The organism is Aeromonas sp. CD (genome assembly GCF_033349375.1).
In the GTDB taxonomy this organism is placed as follows: Bacteria; Pseudomonadota; Gammaproteobacteria; order Enterobacterales; family Aeromonadaceae; genus Aeromonas; species Aeromonas hydrophila.
Map to the genome: position 1 here is coordinate 4622139 of NZ_CP137631.1, position 21722 is coordinate 4643860.

The window sequence follows — 21722 nt, forward strand, 5'->3', positions numbered from 1 at the left end:
CTATCTCTATGGGGAATTTACGTTGGATACACAAACTCTGAATTTCAATAAGGTGCATTTTGTGACCAGCGCACCCGACATCCGTCACCTGCCAAATGATGGGGGTGTCGAGATTGCGTTTGCCGGCCGTTCCAACGCCGGTAAGTCATCTGCATTGAATACCTTGACCAAGCACAAGAACCTGGCCCGCACCAGTAAGACGCCGGGACGTACCCAGCTGATCAACCTGTTTGAGCTGGAACCGGGCAAGCGTCTGGTCGACCTGCCGGGCTACGGTTATGCGCAGGTTCCGCTGGAAATGAAGCTCAAGTGGCAAAAGTCGCTGGCGGAATATCTGCAGCGCCGTGAGTCATTGAAAGGTCTGGTGATCCTGATGGACATCCGCCATCCGCTCAAAGATACCGATATGAATATGCTGGAGTGGAGCTCTCACCGCAAACTGCCGGTCATGCTGCTGCTGACCAAGGCCGACAAGCTGAGCCCAGGTCCACGCAACAATCAGGTCATCAAGGTACGTCAGGCCGTAGCCGAGCTGGGTCCGCAGATCCAGGTGGAAGCCTTCTCTTCCCTGACCCAGATCGGGGTCGAAAAACTGGCACAGACGCTGACTGGCTGGTATCTGGCGGGCGCCGATGAAGTGGCTGACGGTGAGCAAGCACCGCTCGAGGAGTAAGCTACGTCCTGTATACACCACAACCAAACCCTGCAATTGGCGGAGCAGCTCCTCCGCTGATTGAAAGGCTTTCAGTCTGCTTGCCATAACCCCTCTCGCCAGTGACATCGCCCACTCCCTACGATGAGTTCTTGAAACACTATTTTTATCAATGGGATAAACAGTTAATTTTATATAACAATTAACTTTTCATCCCATTGGCAACGTTTTCAAAAATAGATGCCGGCGGGGGCTCTTCCTCGCCAAATAAGTACCAAAGTGAAATTTTATTACAAAGCAGTCAATGGAAAGGATAAAAATGAGGCCGGTTCTGCAAACGCAGTACCGGCCTTAAACAATCAGTTCAAAAATTGGGAAGAAGCTAAATCTTGAGAACAAAGACGACTGGTTTTCCTCAAGAAGCCCCTTCATTCTAACAAACATTTGCCAACATTAAAGCATTTACTCTAAATACAACCCATAAAAAAACACCCCGATGATGACTCACCGGGGTCGCTATTCAGCCACATTCAATTACGTGAAATAAAAGGTCTGAAAGATAGAACATCTTACCTCTGTACCCTACGTTGCTAACTGTATAGCAAAGCAGCAGAAAGTGAAAGTAATTTATGTAATTAAGTTTCACGAAAAATGAATTACATAAATCATGTTACTTTTCATATAGATAAAAAAATCCCCAGTACGAATACCGGGGAGTTATAAAGGTGACTAGCTAGCACTTCCTCAACTATCTAGTTAGTCAGCACAACTTGGCGCAAGTTCCGCTGCTTTGAGAAAAAACTTAAAAAAATCAGAGGTAGATGGCACCATCTTCTGCAAACTCTTGTTCCTCAATGAGTTTTTCAGCAATGTCCTCGATGTCAAAACGCACGCTTTCGAAGGCACGCAGGATGTCTTCCTCTCTCGCGAGGGAGAGCCCGGTCATTTTCTCCAGACGCCGGCGACTGATGTAGCAATCCACCAGCGCCCCCATCTGCTGGGCAGGAAAGTGGATCCGCTGTTCGTGCGCTTGCCAGTCGGCCAGCTCGGGAAACAAGATGCCTTGGTTCATAGGGTCCCCAGATTTCGTTTCAGTTCTCTCAATACCTGTTTAGTCCCTGGCCGGATTCCGCGCCACACGGTAAAGGCTTCTGCCGCCTGTTCCACCAACATGCCGAGGCCATCTACGGTCTGGCGAGCCCCCTGCCCCTTGGCCCAGGCGATAAAGGGGGTATCGGTCGCGCCATACATCATGTCGTAGATGGCGATATCGACATGGATCAGCGCCGGAGGGAGGGGCGGCAACTCCCCCTGCAGACTGGCGGAGGTGGAGTTGATGATCAGATCGAAATGGCCGCCCAGCTGTTCATAGGTCTGGGCACTGACCGCACCCAGATCACGAAACTCGGCAGCCAGCTGCTCCGCCCTGGAGTGAGTACGGTTGGCGATAACCAATGCCTCGGGTTGCTCGGCCAGCAGCGGAGCCAGCGCACCGCGCGCCGCGCCACCCGCTCCCAGCAACAGGATCCTGCTGCCGGCAAGTGCTACACCATGTGCCTTGAGATCGGCCACCAACCCGGCACCATCGGTGTTGTCACCCAGCAGTACGCCATCATCGGTCAGCTTGATGGTGTTGACTGCCCCCGCCCGCAGGGCCCGAGGGCTCAGTCGATCGACCAGGGCGAATGCCTGCTCCTTGAAGGGGACGGTGACATTGCATCCCTTGCCACCTTGGGCAAAGAAGGCTCTCAGACTGGTGGCGAACTCTTCGACGGCCGGCTCGGCCAGACCATATTCCAGCTCCTGCTGGGTTTGCCTGGCAAACAGGGTATGAATAAAGGGGGATTTGCTGTGGCGCACCGGGTGGCCAAAAACCAGATAACGATCCATCAAAGAGTTCCTTCAGAGGGCAATCTCCCGATTTAACGGGTTTTCGCACTCAGTAACAAGCCGAATATCGGCCAATAAGAAGGGGCCATCATGGCCCCTCTGGTCACAACCACTCGCGTGGTTTGAGGTAGTCGCTGTAGAGCAATGCCTCCGGGCTGCCCGCGGGCGGCTGCCAGCCATATTCCCAGCGCGCCAGCGGCGGCATCGACATCAGGATCGACTCGGTGCGCCCGCCAGTCTGCAAGCCGAACAGGGTGCCACGGTCATACACCAGATTGAACTCCACGTAGCGGCCACGACGATAGAGCTGGAATTCCCGCTCCCGTTCGCCATAAACCAGCGCCTTGCGGCGCTCGACGATCGGCAGGTAGGCATCGAGATAGCCCTTGCCGACCGCCTGCATAAAGGCGAAACAGTCGGCAAACGGCCAGCGATTCAGATCGTCGAAGAAGAGGCCGCCGACGCCGCGCGTCTCGTCCCGGTGCTTGAGGAAGAAGTAGCGATCACACCAGGATTTGAACTCGGGATAAATGTCGGTGCCGAACGGCTGACAAAGATCAAAGGAGACCTGATGCCAATGCCGCACGTCCTCCTCGAACGGATAAAACGGGGTGAGATCGAAGCCGCCACCAAACCACCAGATCGGCTCCTCCCCCTCTTTCTCGGCGATGAAGAAGCGCACATTGGCGTGGCTGGTCGGTACGTACGGATTGTGTGGGTGGATCACCAGCGACACCCCCATGGCCTCAAACCGGCGGCCCGCCAGTTCCGGCCGATGGGCCGTCGCCGAGGCAGGCATGGCGTCGCCATGAACGTGGGAGAAGTTGACCCCTCCCTGCTCGATCACGGCACCGTGACGCAGCACGCGAGTGCGGCCACCACCACCTCCTTCACGGCGCCAGGCATCTTCCACAAAGTGTCCGGTGCCATCGGCCAGTTCCAGACCACGGCAGATCTCGTCCTGCAACTGCAGCAGGAAGGCCTTGACCTGGGCCACATCCGGTTTGCTCATCTTGTCTCCAGTCAGCCAGGATCGTCGCCTGACCCTATTATTGTGATGTCGCCGGATGGGCTAAGCCGATCCGCATTGCCGCTCTCCGAGCGGTTCAAGAGGGGCGAATGATGGCGCCGGTTCTAGCATCCTTGATCTCGGACGGATTGGCCTGTCCCCCCACTTCGCCGGGCAGGATATAGGCCAGCTGACTCGCCAGCAATTCGCCTATATCCGCCACCTGGCGGGCCGGCTCCTCACCCGTCAGGTTGGCGCTGGTAGAGACCAGCGGCTTGCCAAACGCGCGGCACAAGGCCTGCACCTGCGGGTGGGCCGTCACACGCACCGCCAGGGTAGTGAACTGACCGGTCAGCCAGGCAGGGGTATTGCTGCGCGCCGGCATGATCCAGGTGAAGGGACCAGGCCAGCTCGCTTCCACCCGGGCCAGCTGCTCGCTGGTGAGCTGGTCCAGATCGATGTAATCCTGCAACTGAGCCAGATCGGCAGCGATCAGGATCAACCCCTTCTCCACCGGGCGTTGCTTGATCGCCAGCAAACGGTGTACCGCCGACTCGGAGTCAGGATCACAACCCAGGCCAAATACCGCCTCGGTCGCATAGGCAATCACCCCATCGCGCTGGAGGGCGGCAACTGCAAGTTCAAATTCATTGGGCATAAAAAATGCGACAGCCGGGCTGTCGCCTCATCATTGATTAACATTGAGCCTACGGAACGGCGACCCTGGTGCCCCTCCCTCATCGACCAGCGAAAGGCTGATGGCGAACGAGCTGGTGGTTGCCGTCTCGGAGCTTACTTGAGCAGGGCCTGCAAGGCGGCATCCTTGGCCAGTACCTCATCGGCATTTTTCTGGCGTTCGGCCTGTACCTTGGCCGCCAGTTCATCATCCGCCACTGCCAGCATCTGAGCTGCCAGATAGCCTGCATTCTTGGCGCCGGCCTTGCCGATCGCCACGGTCGCCACCGGCACCCCGCCCGGCATCTGCACGGTGGAAAGCAGCGCATCCAGCCCCTTGAGCGGGCCGCCATCGATGGGCACACCGATCACGGGACGAGTCGTGATACCCGCCACGGCGCCTGCCAGGTGAGCGGCGAGACCAGCAGCACAGATAAAGACCTTGCAGCCACGGGTTTCGGCGTCGGTCACGTACTGATGAGTTGCAGCCGGTGTACGGTGTGCGGAGGTCACTTTCACTTCTACCGCGATATCGAATGACTTGAGCACCTCGAGGGTGGTCTGCATCACCGGAAAATCAGAATCAGAGCCCATCAATACGGCAACAAAGGGTTTATTCATGGTGGGAATATCCTTACTCCAAGTGGGGGGTTGAAGTTCGCCGAAAACGTTTTAATTCGCTTGTGGCGGCCGGATTATACCTGCTCGCTCTGGTGGCCGCATTTCTTTTGCGGACAGATCCAGCGCAGTGCTCCCCTCACCTTTTTCTCGACCATGATACCCCAGCCACATTGCGAGCAAGGCATGGGGACCGGCTTGTCATTCACCACATATTTGCAATGGGGGTAACCGTCGCAAGAGTAGAACTGCTTGCCATAGCGGGAGGTTCGGCTGATGAGGTGCCCCTTGCCACACTCCGGGCAGAGGATCTGGGTATCGTCGCTCTCCTGCAGGGATTCGATGTGCTGGCAGGCCGGATATTGGGTGCAGCCAACAAACAGGCCATAACGCCCCTTCTTGATGGCCAGCGGCTGGCCGCAGTCAGGACAGGCCGAGCCCTCAAGCACCTTCTCGATATCACGACCGGATGGAGTCAGGGAGCGGATGTAATCGCAGGCAGGATAGGCAGAACAACCAAGGAAGGGACCATGCTTGCCCTGGCGGATCACCAGCTCGGCCCCACACTGCGGGCACGGTTCGCGCTCGAAGGCATGTTCGTGGGCTGAAAAGAGGTGATGATCGATTTTTGACATGGGCCGCGCCTTGAAATCCAGATGACCTGAATTCTACCAGCGCGGCACCGGGCTGTCAGTGGATGACACCATCTGACTCGTCAAACACCAGCTCTTCCATCTGCTGGTAGGCATTTTCACTGCCCGGTACGTTGAACAGCACCATCATGACGACCCACTTCAGATCGTCCAGCTCGATATCCGGTTTATCAAGCTCGAGCAGGCGCTCGATGCAGATTTCGCGGGTTTCGGCATTGAGTACCTGGGCTTGTTCCAGAAACAGCAGGAAACCGCGGCACTCGGTACTGAGGCGTGCCAGTTCTTGTGGAGCATAGATACGCATGGAGCCTTGCGCGCTGGCGGCCACGTAGACCTCCCGCTCGCTGTCATGCAGGTTGGCCAGTCGCTCCAGCCAGTTGAGCGCCTTCTCGATCTCGTCTTTGTCGAAACCTGCCCGGCTCAGTTCGTCGGTGAGTTCATTCTGCTCGACCATCACATCTGCATCGCTGTGGATGTAGGTCTCGAAAAGGTACATCAATACATCAAACATGATTCGCCCTCCTCGCTCTGACGTATCCACCGGCTACCGCCATCACTGCACCGGCCAGCTCCAGCTCTACCAACCTGCCCAATACCACTTCGACAGGAAGCTGGGACCGTTCGGCAACGGTATCCACGCTCGTGGTCTCATAATCTACGTTATCCAACAAATCGGCATAAGGCAATTCGCTATTATTCGAATGCTCAGACAAGTCAGCCACTTGCTGCAGCAGACCGACAAATCCGGGCAGCTCTTCCACTATATCGGCCGCGCTCAATACAAGTTTGGCCCCCTGCTGGATTAATTTGTTGCAACCCAGAGCCTGTACGTTTTGCGGGGCACCTGGTACGGCAAAGACCTCTCGCCCCTGTTCCAATGCATAACGGGCCGTGATGAGCGCACCGCTCTGCTCGGCCGCCTCTACCACCAAAGTACCCAGCGACAAGCCACTGATGATGCGATTGCGCCGTGGAAAGTGCTCGACCAGCGGTCCCTTGTCGGGTGCCAGCTCGGAGATAAGCAAGCCGCCTTGCGCCAGGATCGCCATAGCCAACCCCTGATGACGCTTCGGATAGAGGCAGTCGAGCCCTGAGCCCAGCACGGCCAGGGTGGTCCCCCCTGCCGCCAGCGCCTGCTGATGACACACCCCATCGATGCCAAGCGCCAGTCCGGAGGTGATGGCCAGCCCACAGGCGACCAGCTCACTGCAGAGGCGGGCAGCATTATCCTTGCCGGCATAGGTCGGATGGCGTGTGCCGACCATCGCCAGCTGAGGCACCGACAAGGCGGCAAGATTACCGTGGCAGTAGAGCAGCAGCGGGGCAGCGGGGATCTCTTTGAGCAAAGCGGGATAGGCGGGGTCATCCGGACACAGGAGATGATTGCCGGGCTCGGCGGCCCAGCTCAGCGCCTGCTCGACAACCGGCTGGGGCCACCTCATCTGCTGGATTTGAGCGCTCTGCAGACCAAGAGCTCGCAAGGTGCCGTCATCGGCGTCGAACAGGGTGACAATGTCACCGCCAAAATGGGCCAACAGCCGAGCGGCAGTGACCGGACCAATGCCGGTGACGGCATCCAGCGTCAACCACAGCGCGAGTCGCCCGGATGGAAGAGACACGTCAGAAGTTGCTGACCTGATAACCGGTGCTGACCATGTCCTGACTCTGCAGGATCAGGCCATAACTCAGCTTGTCGTACACCTTGAACAACATGACTCGGGCCACGGCCTCCGACGGCAGGGGTGGCTTGCCGGCCGAATAGAACGCCTTGTCATAGACGGAGGAGTACTCCCGATAGGCGACCTTGCCATTCCTGCTCACCAGCCGGGCACCGGGCCGCAATATCTCCAGCACATCGCCGGGTGCCAACTGATCACGCATGCCCTTGTTGATGAGCACGACGTCGAACTTGCCACCGCCGCGGGCCTTGCTCGGCAAGTCGACGATATAGCCGGGCGAGATGACGGGGGCAGCCTTGGGAGTGAACACGGCGGAGAGGCTCTCCTGCGGCGGGAACGGTATCAGCTTGTCGCCCTGATACACCTCGCGCTGATTGTGGCTGAGGGTAACCCGGGTGCGGCCGTCGGGCAGCAGGGCTTCCGCCCTGGCCGTGCCGACGAAGACCGCCTCTTGCCCCAGCTGTTCGCCACTCTTCTTGTCTTTGTAGATGGTCCCCGGATGATAGATGCCATAGTCCTGACCCGGGATCAGCGAGCCTTGAACATAGAGAGTATCCCCCTCCAGCATGCCGATGTGTGCCTCATCATTGCCCAGCACATAAGGCAGCTGCTTTGCCTGCTGGCTGTCAGCCAGAATATGGTCGGTTTGCAGGAAGGGGCCGATCTCGCTGAGCGGCAGGGTCGGAATGGGGTTGGCCTTGTTCTCGTAACGACTCTTGGGAGAGAGACGAACAACCTGCTTGCCGCCCTGCATCGCCTTGCCAAGGCGCGGCTCACCGTTGACCCAGCTCAGATGCAGCACGTCGCCCGGGTAGATCCAGTGGGGATTGGCGATCTGCGGGTTGATGTTCCAGAGCCTTGGCCATAGCCAGGGCTCTGCCAGATACTGGCCGGAAATATCCCAGAGGGTATCGCCTTTTTGCACCACATAGGTCTCGGGATAACCCGCTTTCAGTTTCAGCTGGTCGGCCAGCACGCCCTGGCTCAGGGTGGCCAACAGACAGGCGAGGATGGTTTGCTTCAGATACATAACACTCCCTGTTACTTCTGCGCGCAAAGTGTTGCTGTTTTTTGTCGGCGTAAATGACTAGAATTACGCCAATATTGACTGCATTTATACGAAACTAAAGAAAAAACTATGGCCATTCTAGATGTATTGCGTTTCCCCGATGAGCGTCTGCGTACCGTCGCAGCCCCTGTCGAGACCTTTACACCCGAGTTACAACACATTGTAGATGATATGTTCGAAACCATGTACGCGGAGGAAGGCATCGGCCTCGCCGCCACTCAGGTCGACATTCATCAGCGCATCATAGTGATCGATGTCTCTGAAAACCGTGAAGATCCTCTGGTATTGATCAACCCCGAGATCATCGAACAGGCCGGCAGCACCGGCATCGAGGAAGGGTGCCTCTCCGTGCCCGGCAGCCGTGCCCTGGTGCCCCGCGCCGAGTGGGTCAAGGTGCGCGCCCTGGATCGCCACGGCAAGGCATTCGAGCTGGAAGCAGACGATCTGCTCGCCATCTGCATCCAGCATGAGATGGACCATCTGGTCGGCAAGCTGTTTGTGGATTACCTGTCCCCGCTCAAGCGCCAGCGCATTCGCCAGAAGCTGGAAAAGATGGCCCGTGAAGATCGCAAAGTCCTCTGAGGATCTGCCCCATTGAATAAGCTGAAACTGATTTTTGCCGGTACTCCCGACTTCGCCGCCCGTCACCTGGCGGCGTTGTTGTCTTCCGACCACGAGGTCGTCGCCGTTTATACCCAGCCCGACAAACCTGCCGGCCGCGGCCAGAAGCTCACCGCCAGCCCGGTCAAGGAGTTGGCGTTGGCCCACAATCTGCCGGTCTATCAACCCGCCTCCCTGCGCAAGGAAGAGGCCCAGGCCGAGCTGGCCGCCTTTGGCGCCGACCTGATGGTGGTGGTGGCCTACGGCCTGATCCTGCCCAAGGCCGTGCTCGACACACCGCGGCTGGGTTGCATCAACGTGCACGGCTCCCTGCTGCCGCGCTGGCGCGGTGCAGCCCCGATCCAGCGTTCCATCTGGGCGGGGGATGCCGAAACCGGCGTCACCATCATGCAGATGGATGTGGGACTGGATACCGGCGCCATGATCCGCAAGGTGAGCTGCCCCATCGCCGCCGAGGAAACCTCCGCCAGTCTATACGACAAGCTGGCCGGGCTGGGCCCGCAGGCGCTGGTCGACACTGTCAATGCCATGGCTGCCGGCAACACCGCCGCCGAAGCGCAGGACGATGCACAGGCCAACTATGCCGAGAAGCTCTCCAAGGAAGAGGCCCGCATCGACTGGTCGATGGAGGCCGGCGCCATCGAGCGCTGCATCCGCGCCTTCAATCCCTGGCCCATCAGCTGGTTTGAAGTCGCCGGCCAGACCGTCAAGGTATGGCAGGCCGAGGTCGTCGCACAGGATCACGGCCAGGCAGCCGGTACCCTGCTCAAGGCTGACAAGCAAGGGATCGACATCGCCACCGGCAAGGGCGTGCTGCGCCTGCTGACCCTGCAGCCACCCGGCAAGAAGGCCATGTCCGTGACGGACCTGCTCAACTCTCGCCGCGACTGGTTTGAACCCGGCACGCAATTGAATTGAACTGAATTGACACAAGGCGGGGCCCAGGCCCCGACTTGCGCATCTAAGGTAACACTATGAAAACACGCGCACAGGCTGCTCTCGTCATTCAACAGGTGCTGGATCAGGGCCAGTCCCTCTCCGCCGTTCTGCCTGCTGCCCAGGAGAAGGTTGCGCCCCGCGATCGCGCCCTCCTGCAAGAACTCTGCTACGGCACCCTGCGCTGGCTGCCCCGCCTCGATGCGGCAGTCGGCGAGATGATGGACAAGCCGCTCAAGAACAAGAGCCGCATCTTCCACTACCTGATCCTGGTCGGTCTCTATCAGCTCATCTACACCCGCATTCCGGCTCACGCCGCGGTGGCCGAGACCGTCAATGCCGTCAAGCTGCTCAAGGGCACCTCCTTGCGCGGCCTCATCAACGGTGTGCTGCGCAACTTCCAGCGCAGCGCCGAAGTCATTCTGCTGCGCATCGACCGGGTTCCCAGCATTCGTCTCGGCCACCCGGAGTGGCTCACCAAGCGGCTGCGCCAGGCCTATCCGGATGAATGGGAATTCATCATGGAGGCCAACAACCAGCGCCCCCCCATGTGGATCCGCAACAACAGCCAGCGCCAGAGCCGCGAGCAGATGCTGGCCCGCATGGCCGAGGCCGGCATCAATGCGATGGCCGGTGAAGAGGGTGAGGATTGCATCCTGCTGGAACGTCCCTGCGACGTGACCAAGCTGCCCGGCTTCGAGGTCGGCGACTGCTCGGTACAGGATGGCGCAGCACAACAGGCCGCCGCACTGCTCGATCCGCAGCCGGGCGAGTGGGTGCTGGATGCCTGCGCCGCCCCCGGTGGCAAGACCGCCCATCTGCTGGAGCGCCAGCCCGCGCTGGCTGGCGTAGTCGCCGTCGATGCCGACGACAACCGCCTCAAGCGGGTGCAGGAGAACCTGGATCGCATCGGCCTCACCGCCAAGGTGATCCACGGTGATGCCAGCACACCGGATCTGTGGTGGCCAGAGGGTCAGTTCGACCGCATCCTGCTGGATGCCCCCTGCTCCGCCACCGGCGTCATCCGTCGTCACCCCGACATCAAGTGGCTGCGCCGGGATCAGGACATCCGCGAGCTGGCCGAGCTGCAACACCGCATCCTTGGCGCCCTCTGGTCGAAACTGAAAAGCGGCGGTACTCTGCTGTATGCCACCTGCTCCGTGCTGCCGGAAGAGAACCGCGACCAGATCCGCGCCTTCCTCGCGGCCACCCCGGACGCCACTCTGGTGCCGCTGCATGCGCAGGACACCCCGGAGTGCCCGGGTCGCCAGTTCCTGCCGGGCGAGGCCGAGATGGACGGCTTTTACTACGCCAAGCTGATCAAGCGGTAAGCAGGGCCATACTCACGACGGGTGCCGCTTGCGGCACCCATTACTGCCCAACATCGAGCGCGCTTTCCCTATGAGATTCATCCTGTTGATGACCGTCCCCACGCACCCTGGCCGCCGTTGCAGCGGCGATGCTCATGAGGCCGTCCTATGAAGATCATCATTCTGGGCGCCGGTCAGGTCGGCGGCACCCTGGCCGAGAACCTGGCCGGCGAGAACAACGACATCACCATCGTCGACACCGACAGCGACCGGCTGCGCGAGCTGCAGGACAAGTTCGACCTGCGGGTGGTGAACGGCCACGGTGCCCATCCCAAGGTGCTGCGTGAAGCGGGCGCTCAGGATGCCGACATGCTGGTCGCGGTCACCAACAGCGACGAGACCAACATGGTCGCCTGCCAGGTGGCCTACTCCCTGTTCAACACCCCCAACAAGGTGGCGCGCATTCGCTCGCCGGCCTATCTGGTGGAGCGTGATCGGCTGTTCCTGCCCGAATCCGTGCCGGTGGATCACCTGATCGCCCCCGAGCAGCTGGTGACCGACTACGTGCGTCGCCTGATCGAGTACCCGGGCGCCCTGCAGGTGGTGGACTTCGCCGGTGGCAAGGTGGGTCTGGTGGCCGTCAAGGCCTACTACGGCGGCCCGCTGGTGGGCAACGCCCTCTCCACCCTGCGCGATCACATGCCCAACATCGAGACTCGGGTGGCGGCGATCTTCCGTCAGGGCCGCTCCATCCGCCCGCAGGGCACCACCATCATCGAGGCCGATGACGAGGTGTTCTTCGTGGCGGCGGCGGGCCATATCCGCGCCGTGATGTCGGAGCTGCAGCGGCTCGAGAGCCCCTACCGACGTATCATGATCGTCGGCGGCGGCAACATCGGCGCCGGCCTCGCCCGCCAGCTGGAGAAGCGCTACAGTGTGAAGCTGATCGAGCGCAACCAGAAGCGGGCGGAGCAGCTCTCCGAGGTGCTGGAAAACACCATCGTCTTCTGCGGCGACGCGGCGGATCAGGAGCTGCTGGCGGAGGAGCACATCGACCAGATCGACGTCTTCATCGCGGTGACCAACGAGGACGAGGCCAACATCATGTCGGCCCTGCTCGCCAAGAAGATGGGCGCCAAGAAAACCATGGTGCTGATCCAGCGCAGCGCCTATGTGGATCTGGTGCAGGGCGGTTCCATCGACATCGCCATCTCGCCGCAGCAGGCCACCATCTCGGCCCTACTGACCCACGTGCGCCGAGCCGACATCGCCAACGTCTATAGCCTGCGCCGCGGCGCGGCCGAAGCCATCGAGGCCATCGCCCACGGTGACGAGAACACCTCCAAGGTGGTCGGCAAGACGGTGGGCGAGCTCAAGCTGCCGCCCGGCACCACCATCGGCGCCATCGTGCGCGGTGACGAGGTGCTGATCGCCCACGACCGGACCCAGATCCAGCAGGATGACCACGTGGTGATGTTCCTGGTGGACAAGAAGTACATTCCGGAAGTGGAACGTCTGTTCCAGCCAAGTCCCTTCTTCCTGTAATCTGCCCATGCACCCAGGCAGCACAACCCAGACCCGGCACAGCCTCTACCAGGGATTGTCCGGGTCTTTTGTCAATCAACGACCAGGTTATCTTGCATGATCAAGCTGCGTCCCATCATCTTCACTCTCGGGCTGGTGCTCTCCAAGCTGGCCCTGTTCATGTGGCTGCCCACCCTGCTGGCCCTGCTGACCGGCTCCGAGGGGTTCGTCGAGTTTCTCAAGTCGGTGCTGATCACCCACGGTGCGGCCCTGCTCTGCCTGCATTACGGCCGCAAGGCGGTGTTCCACCTCGGCGTGCGGGAGATGTTCCTGCTCACCACCTCGGTCTGGGTGGTGGCCTGCATCTTCGGCGCCCTGCCCTTCTTCTTCATCAACCACATCGACTTCACCGACGCCTATTTCGAGACCATGTCGGGGGTCACCACCACCGGCTCCACCGTGCTGTCGGGGCTCGACGGCATGGCCCACAGCATATTGTTGTGGCGCTCCATCCTGCAGTGGCTGGGCGGGGTGGGCTTCATCGTGATGGCGGTGGCGGTGCTGCCCTACCTCAACGTGGGCGGCATGAAGCTGTTCCAGACCGAGAGCTCGGATTGGTCCGACAAGAGTGCGCCGCGCGCCAAGACGGTGGCCAACAACATAGTGCTGGTCTACCTGGTGCTCTCCATGCTCTGCTTCCTGGCCTACTGGGTGAGCGGCATGACCCTGTTCGAGGCGGTCAATCACTCGATGACCACCCTCAGCACCGGTGGCTACTCCACCTCCGATCAATCCATGTCCCACTTCTCCAACTCGGCGCACTGGATCGGTACCGTCTTCATGTTCCTCGGCGGCCTGCCCTTCCTGCTCTACGTGCAGAGCCTGAGCCGGCGTGACAACAGCCTGCTCAAGGATGCCCAGGTACAGGGTTTCTTCTGGCTGGTAGTCTGGGTCACCGTGGTGGTCACCTTCTATCTGTGGCTAAGAGACATCTACGGTTTCATGGATGCCCTGCGCATCAGCTGCTTCAACATCGTCTCCGTGCTCACCACCACCGGCTTCGGGCTCGGTGACTTCGGCACCTGGGGCCCGCTCACCAGCATCATCTTCATCATCTTGCTGGCCCTCGGCGCCTGCTCCGGCTCCACCGCCGGCGGCCTCAAGATCTTCCGGGTACAGGTGGCGTTCGCCCTGTTCAAGAAGCAGATGCGCCAGCTGATGCACCCCTCCGGCGTCTTCCCGCAGAAGTACAACGGCCGCCCGGTCAACGACGCCATCATCCGCTCGATGATCTCCTTCGTGCTGGCCTACTTCGCCGTCATCCTGCTGATCGCCGCCCTGCTCGCCGCCATCGGGCTGGATCCCCTGACCGCCATCTCGGGCTCCATCACCGCCGTCGCCAACGTGGGTCCGGGCATGGGCCCGATCATCGGCCCCAGCACCAACTTCGCCACCCTGCCGGACTCGGCCAAGTGGATCCTGTCGTTCGGCATGCTGCTGGGACGGCTCGAGATCCTGACCGTGGCGGTACTCTTCTTCCCCTCCTTCTGGAAGCAGTAGCCGGTGAGTGCGCGAGATCGAATGGCGAAGGGGACCAAGACGAAGAAATGCAGAAGGGCAGCCACTGGCTGCCCTTCTTGTTGCATGAAGCATGAGGCCCCGCCTCACTCGGCCGGGTCTTCCCGCTCCAGCGCCCGGTTGACCAGCGGCTCGGGCAGGGTCTTGGTCACCTCCACCCCCAGCTCGCGAAAACGCTCCACCTGGGCGATCAGGTTGCCGCGCCCGTTGACCAGCCGCCCCATCGCCTTGTCGTAGCTCTCCTGCGCCCGGTGCAGGCTGCCACCCAGCTGCTGCATCTCCTCCACGAACAGCCGCAGCTTCTCGTAGAGGCGGCCGGCCCGCTCGGCGATCTGGCGGGCATTCTGGTTCTGCCGCTCGTAGCGCCACAGATTCTCTATGGTGCGCAGCGCCACCATCAGGTTGGTGGGGCTCACCAGCAGGATGTTGTTGTCGAGACCGAATCGCACCAGCGAGGGGTCGGCCTCCACCGCGGTGAGGAAGGCGGGCTCCACCGCCACGAACATCAGCACGTAATCGAGGGTGCGCACCCCGGGCAGCTGCTGATAATCCTTGCGGCCCAGCTCGCGGATGTGGTTGCGAACCGAGGCGACGTGCTCTTTCAGCGCGACCGCCTTCTCCAACTCGTCATCGCTGTTGTACCAGCGCTCGTAGGCGGTCAGCGACACCTTGGCGTCGATGATGATGTCCTTGTCCTGCGGCAGGTGAACGATGACGTCAGGCTGGTAGCGCTTGCCCTTGTCCACCTCGATGTTGACCTGGGTGTGGTACTCATGGCCTTCGCGCAGGCCGCATTCGCTGAGGATGCGCGCCAGCACCACCTCACCCCAGTTGCCCTGCTGCTTGCTGTCGCCCTTGAGGGCGCGGGTTAACGCCGCCGCCTCCTCGGTCATGCGGGCGTTGAGCTCCGCCAGGCGCTCCAGCTCGAACTTGAGGCTGTGGCGCTGGGCCGTCTCCTGGGCGTGGGTTTCCCCCACCTGGCGGCGAAAGCCCTCAAGCTGCTCTTTCAGCGGCGTCAGCAGCAGATCCAGGCTGTTCTGGTTCAGTTCGCGGAAGTTGCCCGAGTTTTGCTCGAAGATCCGGTTGGCGAGGTTCTCGAACTGCTGGCTGAGGCGCTGCTCCGCCTCCTGTTGCAGTTGCAGCTTCTCGGCGGCGGCCAGCCGCTCGCTGCGCAGGGTAGCCTCGGCATCCTTGAGGCGGGCGGTGAGCTTGATGAGCAGGGTCTGTTGCTGCTCCAGCTTCTGCTGGCTCTGCAACTTTTCATCCTGCAGCTCGTCACAGCGATCCTGCAACGCCTGCTGGCGCTCCTCGCTCAGCAGCACCTGCTGGGCCAGCTGGGCCGCACCACGCCGGCCCGCCAGCCAGCCGAGGCCGGCCGCCAGCACGGCGGCAGCCAGCAGCAGGCTCCAGAGCCCGGGTTCGATCATTTGCGGCTCCGCTGACGCAGAAAGAGTTCGAGATAGCGGTTGAGCAGCAGCCAGAGCAGCACGTAGAGCAGATAGGCGGCCAGCACCACCCACTTGTGACTGTTAACTCCGGTGTCGAGCTCGACGAATTCGATCCCCTTGATGCGGCAGTAGCCCCACATCAGCAAGGGGAAGACATAGAGCAGAGAAGCACGCCACAGAAATAACCACATGAGTTCATTCAATCCTGCAAAAAGACCCGCCTAGCTTACACAAGGGCAACCCGGCTTGCGATCCTGGCCGGCGCTATTCTCTGGCTTGCGAAGAGAAACTTGGATAAAATTAACCCCTAATAGGTATCAGGGGTGAGCATGACTCATTTTTTCTGTCGCTGGCTGACGCAAGCATTGGGGGGCTCTCGCAAACCGGAGGTGGTTTGTCACGAAGCGCGTCCCCCCTGGGCCATCGAAGAGTCCCAGTTTCTCTCCCTCTGCTCCCGCTGCGGTGAATGCTTCAAGGCCTGTCCCAACGGCCTGCTCAAACCGGCCAACCAGCCCGAATATGACGACACCCCCATCGCCGGCACGCCCGTGCTGGATCTCGCCTGCGGCCAGTGCAGCTATTGCGGCAGCTGCGCCAGAGCCTGTCCGACCGGCGCCCTCGACCTGCAGCTGGGCCGCCAGGTGCAGACCCGGGTGCGGATCGAGGCCAGCTGCCAGGCCCGGCAGGGCTTCTACTGCCTGCTGTGCGAAGATGCCTGCCCCCAGCAGGCGATCAAGGCCACCGCCGACGGCGTCAGCATCAACATGGCGGCCTGCGACGGCTGCGGCGCCTGCGGTCTCGCCTGCCTGCACGGCGCCATCACCCTGATCCCCCAGCTCTGAGCCCAAACCCCGGACATGACAAAGGGGCCCGTGGGCCCCTTTGTCATGCTCGCCTGGCTTATGCCATGGCCAGAATCGAATCCTGTTCGATGCCGAGCAGGTGGCAGAGCCGGGTCGGATCGCGCACCGCATCGGCCAGGGTGTACTCCCCCAGCACCTCGAGGAAGGCGTTCATGGCGCGGCGCAGAATACCCTGGATGCGGCAGCCACCGGAGAGGCGGCAGTTCTCGCGCTTGCAGTCCACCGGGCAGAGTACATGTTCCATATCCATCACCACGTCACGCAGGTTGATGGAGACGGCAGAGCGACCGAGGCGGATGCCGCCATGCTTGCCACGCACCGTCTCTATGTACCCCTTGATGCCGAGCTGATGCACTATCTTGACCACGTGGTTGCGGGAGATGGCAAAGGTATCGGCCACCTCGGTGATGGTCGACAGGCGATCTCCCGGCTGGACCGCCAGAAAAGTCAGGGTACGCAGGGCATAGTCGGTAAATCGTGTCAGTTGCATGGTCGCACTTGCCTCTTACTACAAGTCAGAAATCAGGACGACAACCTAAAGCTAAGAGGCGGGGAAGCGCTTGCGCCCGCGCAAGGTCCGCATCTTAATCTGAGTCGTGGAATGACAAGGTTAAGAGCAGCTCAGGCGGGTGTCGATGAAGATGCACATAAATCGACACTTTCTTTGATTGATCGCAAACTTGCAGGGTTAGTCCAAGGTTTTGGGGGGTTATGGCGGTTAAATTCGCCGGTTTTCCCCTCCGCCTCGGCCCGTACAAAGCGACCTCATCGGCAACAGTTCATGGCGGCTCAGTGCGGCTGCCTGAGCCAGTTTTTCAGGGCGCTGGAGGGGATGGAACTCTCGGAAGCGACCGCGAAGGCACCCCAGTCCACCGCGCACTGCAGTGCATCCCGGATCGCCATGCCTCGCGCCAGCCCGTGGATCAGGCCGCCGGCGAAGGCATCCCCCGCCCCCGTGGTGTCCACCACCGACACCGGCCGCGCCGCCACCCGGATCTGCTCCTCGCCGTGAATGGCCACCGCCCCCGCCTTGCCTTCGGTCAGCACCAGCCAGGCCAGCTGCTCGCCGGCGATCTGGCGAGCATGCAGCCAGGGATCGTCCACCTCGCCGAGATCGGAGCGGGAGGCCACCAGCACGTGGCAGGGGCGACGCGCCTGGCCGCCCTTGGGATACTGGGCCACCACGAAACTCTTGCCGAGCATCTGGCGCATGTAACCGATGATGGCGGTGCCCGGGTAGTTCACGTAGAGGCAGTCCACCCCCTCGCTCGGCAGATCCCCCGGCAGATCCGGGCGCCGCGGCCGCCGGAGGATGGTGCGCTCGCCGGTGGAGTCCACCAGGATCAGCAGCTCGCCGGTCTCACCGCCGAAACGCTCAACATGGCTGCAATCCAGACCGTAGCCCGCCGCCTGCTCCAGCAGCCAGTCACCGGTTTCGTCCAGCCCGATGCGCGAGGCGATGGTCACCTCGTGGCCGGCCCACACCAGCCCGATGCCGGTGTTAGCGGCGCCACCGCCGAGCCGGCGGCCCTGATCCAGGTATTGCAGACGGGCACCGGCCACCAGGGGTTCGGAGAGGGAGAGCACGTGATCACAGTTGAGATTGGCGAGCAGCAGAATGCGGGACATGAAGAGACCTCACTGACAGGGGAGCCCAGTATATGAGAAAGGGCCGTGGCGGCCCTCCCTGAAATCGCGGGGTTTGTGAGCCCGCTCGACGTTTGCCGAGCGGGCGCGCGACGGCTGCGTCAGCCCAGTACCGACTCGGCGCTGACGTACTCGTAGCCGAGCGCCTGCGCCACCGCCGCCTGGGTGATCTTGCCCTTGAACACGTTCAGACCGGCTCGCAGGTGGCGATCATCCTGCAGCGCCCGGGCGTAACCCTTGTCCGCCAGCGCCAGCACGAACGGCAGGGTGGCGTTGGTCAGCGCGAAGGTGGAGGTGCGCGCCACCCCGCCCGGCATGTTGGCCACGCAGTAGTGGATGATGCCGTCCACCACGTAGGTGGGCTCCTCGTGGGTGGTCGGGTGGGAGGTCTCGAAACAGCCGCCCTGATCGATGGCCACGTCTACCAGCACCGAGCCCTTGCGCATCAGCTTGAGCATGTCGCGGGTCAGCAGCTTGGGCGCCGCCGCCCCCGGGATCAGCACGGCACCGATCACCAGATCGGCCTGGGCGATGCACGCCTCTATGTTGGTACGGGTGGAGTAGAGGGTCTTGAGAGCCGGGCCGTACAGGCTGTCCAGCTCCCGCAGTCGCGGCAGGGAGCGATCCAGGATGGTGACGTCGGCCCCCAGTCCCAGCGCCATGCGCGCCGAGTTGACACCGACCACCCCGCCACCCAGCACCACCACCTTGGCGGGCGCCACCGCGGGCACCCCGCCCAGCAGGGTGCCGTTGCCTCCCTGCGCCTTCTCCAGGCTGTGGGCACCGGCCTGGATCGCCATCCGCCCCGCCACCTCGGACATGGGCGCCAGCAGCGGCAGGCCGCCGCGTTCGTCAGTCACCGTCTCGTAGGCGATGGCCACCGCCCCCGAGTGCACCAGCAGCTGGGTCTGCACCGGGTCCGGCGCCAGGTGCAGATAGGTGAACAGCAGCTGGCCCGGCCTGAGCAGTTCGCACTCCTCCGGCTGGGGCTCCTTCACCTTCACTATCATCTCGGCCCGGGCGAAGATCTCCGCCGCGCTGGCCACCAGTTCGGCACCGGCTGCCTGGTACTCGGCGTCGGACAGCCCGATCGCCTCGCCTCCCTGCTGCTGCACCAGCACCTTGTGTCCCCGGGCCGTCAGCTCCTGCACTCCGGCGGGAGTCATGCCGACCCGGTATTCATGGTTTTTGATTTCCTTGGGTACGCCAATAATCATGCTCGCTCTCCTGCTGTGATCCCGCCGGCGGCCGTGTCGGCGCCGGGCAGGATGCCCAAAAATTGCAACAACCACTGCATCATGGTGGCCGAATCCACCTCTCCTTCCAGCGAGGAGAGGCTGCGCTGGTAACGATCGTCCGGCAGCAGATCCCGCCGCCGCTCGATCAGCGCCCGGTTGTACTCCACCGAGAATTCCGGATGTCCCTGGATGGCCACTATGTGGTCACCCTGCAAAAACATGAAATTGGGACAAAAATCATTGCCCGCCAACCGGGTGGCCCCCGGCGGCAGCTGCTCCACCTGATCCTGGTGGCTGGCCAGGATCCGGATGGTCTCGAGCCCAGGCTCCATCCAGGGTTGTCGCGCCAGCATGGGATGGACCGACACCCCCAGCCCCCAACCCTTGGTGGACTTCATCACCTCGCCCCCCAGCGCCTGGGCGATCACCTGGTGGCCGAAGCAGACCCCGGCCAGCTTGACGTCGGCATCGTGGGCGCGCCGGATCCAGTCGCGCAGCGCCCGGATCCAGGGGATGTCGCTGTAGGCATCGTGGCGCGAGCCGGTGATGAGCCAGGCATCGCACTCGTGCAGATCGGCCGGCAGCTCGCCATCGAGCGCCGACCAGACCCGAAACTCCAGCCCGGGGGCCAGCGCCCGGAAGCCCTTGATAAACATCTCGGAGTAAACGGGGCCGAAATCCCCCACCAAGTCGGGGTCCAGCCGGTCACAATCGAGAATTCCCAGTCGCATCTGTTACTCCTTCACAGTGATAGCGGCGAACGAAGGTGGATTCCTGCCACCGGGCCATGTCCGGGCTAGCTGCTGCATGGTTGATTACTTCATGGTCGGCATGGAGAACTCCGCGCCCGCCCGCAGGCTCTGGGGCCAGCGGGCAGTCACCGTCTTCATCCGGGTATAGAAGCGCACCCCATCCGGCCCGTGCATGTTGAGCGGCCCGAAGATGGACCGCTTCCAGCCACCAAAGCTGTGAAACGCCATGGGCACCGGGATGGGAACGTTCACCCCTACCATACCGACCTGCACGCGGGCGGTGAAGTCCCGCGCGGTGTCGCCGTCACAGGTGAAGATGGCGGTGCCGTTGCCGTACTCGTGTTCGTTGATGAGCTTGAGCGCAGTCTCGTAGTCCGGCGCCCGCACGATGGCCAGCACCGGGCCGAAGATCTCCTCCCGGTAGATGCGCATCTCGGGGCCGACCCGGTCGAACAGGCTGCCGCCGATGAAGTAACCCTCGCCGTGGCTCAGGCCCCGGCCGTCCACCACCAGCTCGGCCCCCTCAGCCACCCCCTGATCCACATAGCCGCGCACCCTGGCCAGGTGCTCGCGGCTGATGAGCGGCCCCACCTCGTTCTCCGGACTTTGGCCCAGCCCCGGGCCCACCCGCAGCGCCGCCACCAGCGGCGACAGCTTGGCCACCAGCGCATCGGCCGTCTCATCCCCCACCACCACGGCCACCGAAATGGCCATGCAGCGCTCGCCGGCCGCACCGTAGGCCGCCCCCATCAGGGCGGAGACCGCCAGCTCGAGATCCGCATCCGGCATCACCAGCATGTGGTTCTTGGCGCCACCCAGCGCCTGCACCCGCTTGCCGTGGGCCGAGGCGGTGGCATAGATGTACTGGGCGATGGGTGTGGAGCCGACAAACGACACGGCACCGACCCGCGGGTCGGTCAGCAGCACATCCACCACCTCCTTGTCGCCATTGACCACGTTGAGCACCCCGTCCGGCAGGCCGGCCTGCTTGAGCAGCTCGGCCATGCGCAGGGAGAGGGAGGGATCCTTCTCGGAGGGCTTGAGGATGAAGGTGTTGCCGCAGGCGATGGCCACCGGGAACATCCACAACGGCACCATGGCCGGGAAGTTGAACGGAGTAATGCCGGCGCAGACCCCCACCGGCTGCATCATGGAGTGGCTGTCGACTCCGCGGCCCACGTTGAGGGAGTGCTCCCCCTTGAGCAGATGGGGGATGCCGCAGGCAAACTCCACCACCTCGAGACCGCGAGTCAGCTCGCCCTGGGCGTCGGAGAACACCTTGCCGTGCTCGCGACTGATCAGCCGCGCCAAATCGTCCCTGTGCTGCTCCATCAGCTCCTTGAAGCGAAACAGCACCCTGGCCCGCACCAGCGGCGGAGTCTGCGCCCAGTCGGCCAGGGCGCGCTCGGCGCTGGCGATGGCATCCTGACACTCGGCGGCGGTGCTGAGCACCACCTGGCCCTGCTGCTGGCCGGTGGCGGGATTGAAGATGGCTCCGAAGCGCTCGCTGCGGCTCTCGGTCGTCTCGCCGTCGATGAAGTTGCTGACCCTGTATGTCAT

Annotated in this window: 23 protein-coding genes; 7 read left to right on the top strand and 16 right to left on the bottom strand. The window is 62.0% G+C overall.

The features are described from left to right. Positions 1-22 precede the first annotated feature (22 nt). Complete coding sequence (gene yihA / locus R2E40_RS21660) at positions 23-673, top strand: ribosome biogenesis GTP-binding protein YihA/YsxC (protein WP_318164356.1); 651 nt, start codon at positions 23-25, stop codon at positions 671-673. A 790-nt stretch (positions 674-1463) separates the two neighbouring features. Here yihA and R2E40_RS21665 read toward each other — a convergent pair. The 9 genes from R2E40_RS21665 to R2E40_RS21705 all read right to left on the bottom strand — a co-directional run bounded on the left by R2E40_RS21665 (position 1464) and on the right by R2E40_RS21705 (position 8206). Next, positions 1464-1724, bottom strand: a complete 261-nt coding sequence (locus tag R2E40_RS21665) for a DUF1488 domain-containing protein (protein ID WP_011704275.1) — start codon at positions 1722-1724, stop codon at positions 1464-1466. Then, positions 1721-2542 carry a shikimate dehydrogenase gene (gene aroE, locus R2E40_RS21670; RefSeq protein ID WP_318164357.1) on the bottom strand — a complete coding sequence of 274 codons (822 nt, stop codon included), beginning with the start codon at positions 2540-2542 and terminating at the stop codon, positions 1721-1723. The genes R2E40_RS21665 and aroE overlap by 4 nt, the downstream gene beginning before the upstream one ends. Positions 2543-2645: 103 nt before the next feature. Continuing rightward, the gene (gene hemF, locus R2E40_RS21675; protein WP_318164358.1) at positions 2646-3554 is read right to left on the bottom strand and encodes an oxygen-dependent coproporphyrinogen oxidase; all 909 of its coding nucleotides are present in this window, start codon (positions 3552-3554) and stop codon (positions 2646-2648) included. A gap of 94 nt (positions 3555-3648) precedes the next feature. Continuing rightward, complete coding sequence (locus R2E40_RS21680) at positions 3649-4209, bottom strand: Sua5/YciO/YrdC/YwlC family protein (RefSeq protein ID WP_042065946.1); 561 nt, start codon at positions 4207-4209, stop codon at positions 3649-3651. Between the two features lie 134 nt (positions 4210-4343). Then, the gene (gene purE / locus R2E40_RS21685) at positions 4344-4847 is read right to left on the bottom strand and encodes a 5-(carboxyamino)imidazole ribonucleotide mutase (protein ID WP_016349078.1); all 504 of its coding nucleotides are present in this window, start codon (positions 4845-4847) and stop codon (positions 4344-4346) included. Between the two features lie 74 nt (positions 4848-4921). Next, a complete protein-coding gene (locus R2E40_RS21690; protein ID WP_318164359.1) occupies positions 4922-5479 on the bottom strand; it encodes a type I DNA topoisomerase in 558 nt (185 codons plus the stop codon). 55 nt (positions 5480-5534) lie between these two features. Continuing rightward, on the bottom strand, positions 5535-6008 hold the full coding sequence (locus R2E40_RS21695; protein ID WP_011704269.1) for a DUF494 family protein: 474 nt from the start codon (positions 6006-6008) through the stop codon (positions 5535-5537). After that, positions 6001-7116 carry a DNA-processing protein DprA gene (gene dprA, locus R2E40_RS21700; RefSeq protein ID WP_318164360.1) on the bottom strand — a complete coding sequence of 372 codons (1116 nt, stop codon included), beginning with the start codon at positions 7114-7116 and terminating at the stop codon, positions 6001-6003. The genes R2E40_RS21695 and dprA overlap by 8 nt, the downstream gene beginning before the upstream one ends. A gap of 1 nt (position 7117) precedes the next feature. Further along, positions 7118-8206, bottom strand: a complete 1089-nt coding sequence (locus tag R2E40_RS21705) for a LysM peptidoglycan-binding domain-containing protein (RefSeq protein WP_318164361.1) — start codon at positions 8204-8206, stop codon at positions 7118-7120. A 108-nt stretch (positions 8207-8314) separates the two neighbouring features. Between R2E40_RS21705 and def the strand changes: the two genes are divergently transcribed. The 5 genes from def (at position 8315) to R2E40_RS21730 (ending at position 14196) form a co-directional block, all read left to right on the top strand. After that, positions 8315-8827, top strand: coding sequence for a peptide deformylase (gene def / locus R2E40_RS21710; protein WP_011704266.1), 513 nt, complete (start codon positions 8315-8317; stop codon positions 8825-8827). Between the two features lie 12 nt (positions 8828-8839). Next, positions 8840-9784, top strand: a complete 945-nt coding sequence (fmt, locus tag R2E40_RS21715; RefSeq protein ID WP_318164362.1) for a methionyl-tRNA formyltransferase — start codon at positions 8840-8842, stop codon at positions 9782-9784. 56 nt (positions 9785-9840) lie between these two features. After that, the gene (rsmB, locus tag R2E40_RS21720; RefSeq protein WP_017410576.1) at positions 9841-11133 is read left to right on the top strand and encodes a 16S rRNA (cytosine(967)-C(5))-methyltransferase RsmB; all 1293 of its coding nucleotides are present in this window, start codon (positions 9841-9843) and stop codon (positions 11131-11133) included. Positions 11134-11280: 147 nt separating this feature from the next. Then, positions 11281-12657 (top strand): Trk system potassium transporter TrkA, encoded by a 1377-nt coding sequence (gene trkA / locus R2E40_RS21725; RefSeq protein ID WP_011704263.1) that lies wholly within the window; start codon positions 11281-11283, stop codon positions 12655-12657. Between the two features lie 96 nt (positions 12658-12753). Continuing rightward, on the top strand, positions 12754-14196 hold the full coding sequence (locus R2E40_RS21730) for a TrkH family potassium uptake protein (RefSeq protein ID WP_011704262.1): 1443 nt from the start codon (positions 12754-12756) through the stop codon (positions 14194-14196). 104 nt (positions 14197-14300) lie between these two features. On the opposite strand, the gene rmuC is transcribed toward R2E40_RS21730, so the two are convergent. Both rmuC and R2E40_RS21740 read right to left on the bottom strand, forming a co-directional pair. After that, positions 14301-15641 carry a DNA recombination protein RmuC gene (gene rmuC, locus R2E40_RS21735; protein ID WP_076362604.1) on the bottom strand — a complete coding sequence of 447 codons (1341 nt, stop codon included), beginning with the start codon at positions 15639-15641 and terminating at the stop codon, positions 14301-14303. Then, a complete protein-coding gene (locus R2E40_RS21740) occupies positions 15638-15853 on the bottom strand; it encodes a hypothetical protein (RefSeq protein WP_016349071.1) in 216 nt (71 codons plus the stop codon). Before R2E40_RS21740 ends, rmuC begins: the two co-directional genes overlap by 4 nt. Before the next feature lie 138 nt (positions 15854-15991). Between R2E40_RS21740 and R2E40_RS21745 the strand changes: the two genes are divergently transcribed. Next, the gene (locus tag R2E40_RS21745) at positions 15992-16504 is read left to right on the top strand and encodes a ferredoxin-type protein NapF (RefSeq protein WP_011704259.1); all 513 of its coding nucleotides are present in this window, start codon (positions 15992-15994) and stop codon (positions 16502-16504) included. 58 nt (positions 16505-16562) lie between these two features. Here R2E40_RS21745 and R2E40_RS21750 read toward each other — a convergent pair whose 3' ends face one another. The 5 genes from R2E40_RS21750 to R2E40_RS21770 form a co-directional block, all read right to left on the bottom strand. Further along, positions 16563-17015 carry an Rrf2 family transcriptional regulator gene (locus R2E40_RS21750; RefSeq protein WP_011704258.1) on the bottom strand — a complete coding sequence of 151 codons (453 nt, stop codon included), beginning with the start codon at positions 17013-17015 and terminating at the stop codon, positions 16563-16565. A 299-nt stretch (positions 17016-17314) separates the two neighbouring features. After that, the gene (locus R2E40_RS21755) at positions 17315-18154 is read right to left on the bottom strand and encodes a PfkB family carbohydrate kinase (RefSeq protein WP_016349070.1); all 840 of its coding nucleotides are present in this window, start codon (positions 18152-18154) and stop codon (positions 17315-17317) included. Positions 18155-18273: 119 nt separating this feature from the next. Further along, positions 18274-19389 carry an alanine dehydrogenase gene (ald, locus tag R2E40_RS21760; RefSeq protein ID WP_017410574.1) on the bottom strand — a complete coding sequence of 372 codons (1116 nt, stop codon included), beginning with the start codon at positions 19387-19389 and terminating at the stop codon, positions 18274-18276. Continuing rightward, positions 19386-20141, bottom strand: a complete 756-nt coding sequence (locus R2E40_RS21765; protein WP_011704255.1) for a glutamine amidotransferase-related protein — start codon at positions 20139-20141, stop codon at positions 19386-19388. The genes ald and R2E40_RS21765 overlap by 4 nt, the downstream gene beginning before the upstream one ends. 84 nt (positions 20142-20225) lie before the next feature. Next, the gene (locus tag R2E40_RS21770; protein ID WP_318164363.1) at positions 20226-21722 is read right to left on the bottom strand and encodes a CoA-acylating methylmalonate-semialdehyde dehydrogenase; all 1497 of its coding nucleotides are present in this window, start codon (positions 21720-21722) and stop codon (positions 20226-20228) included.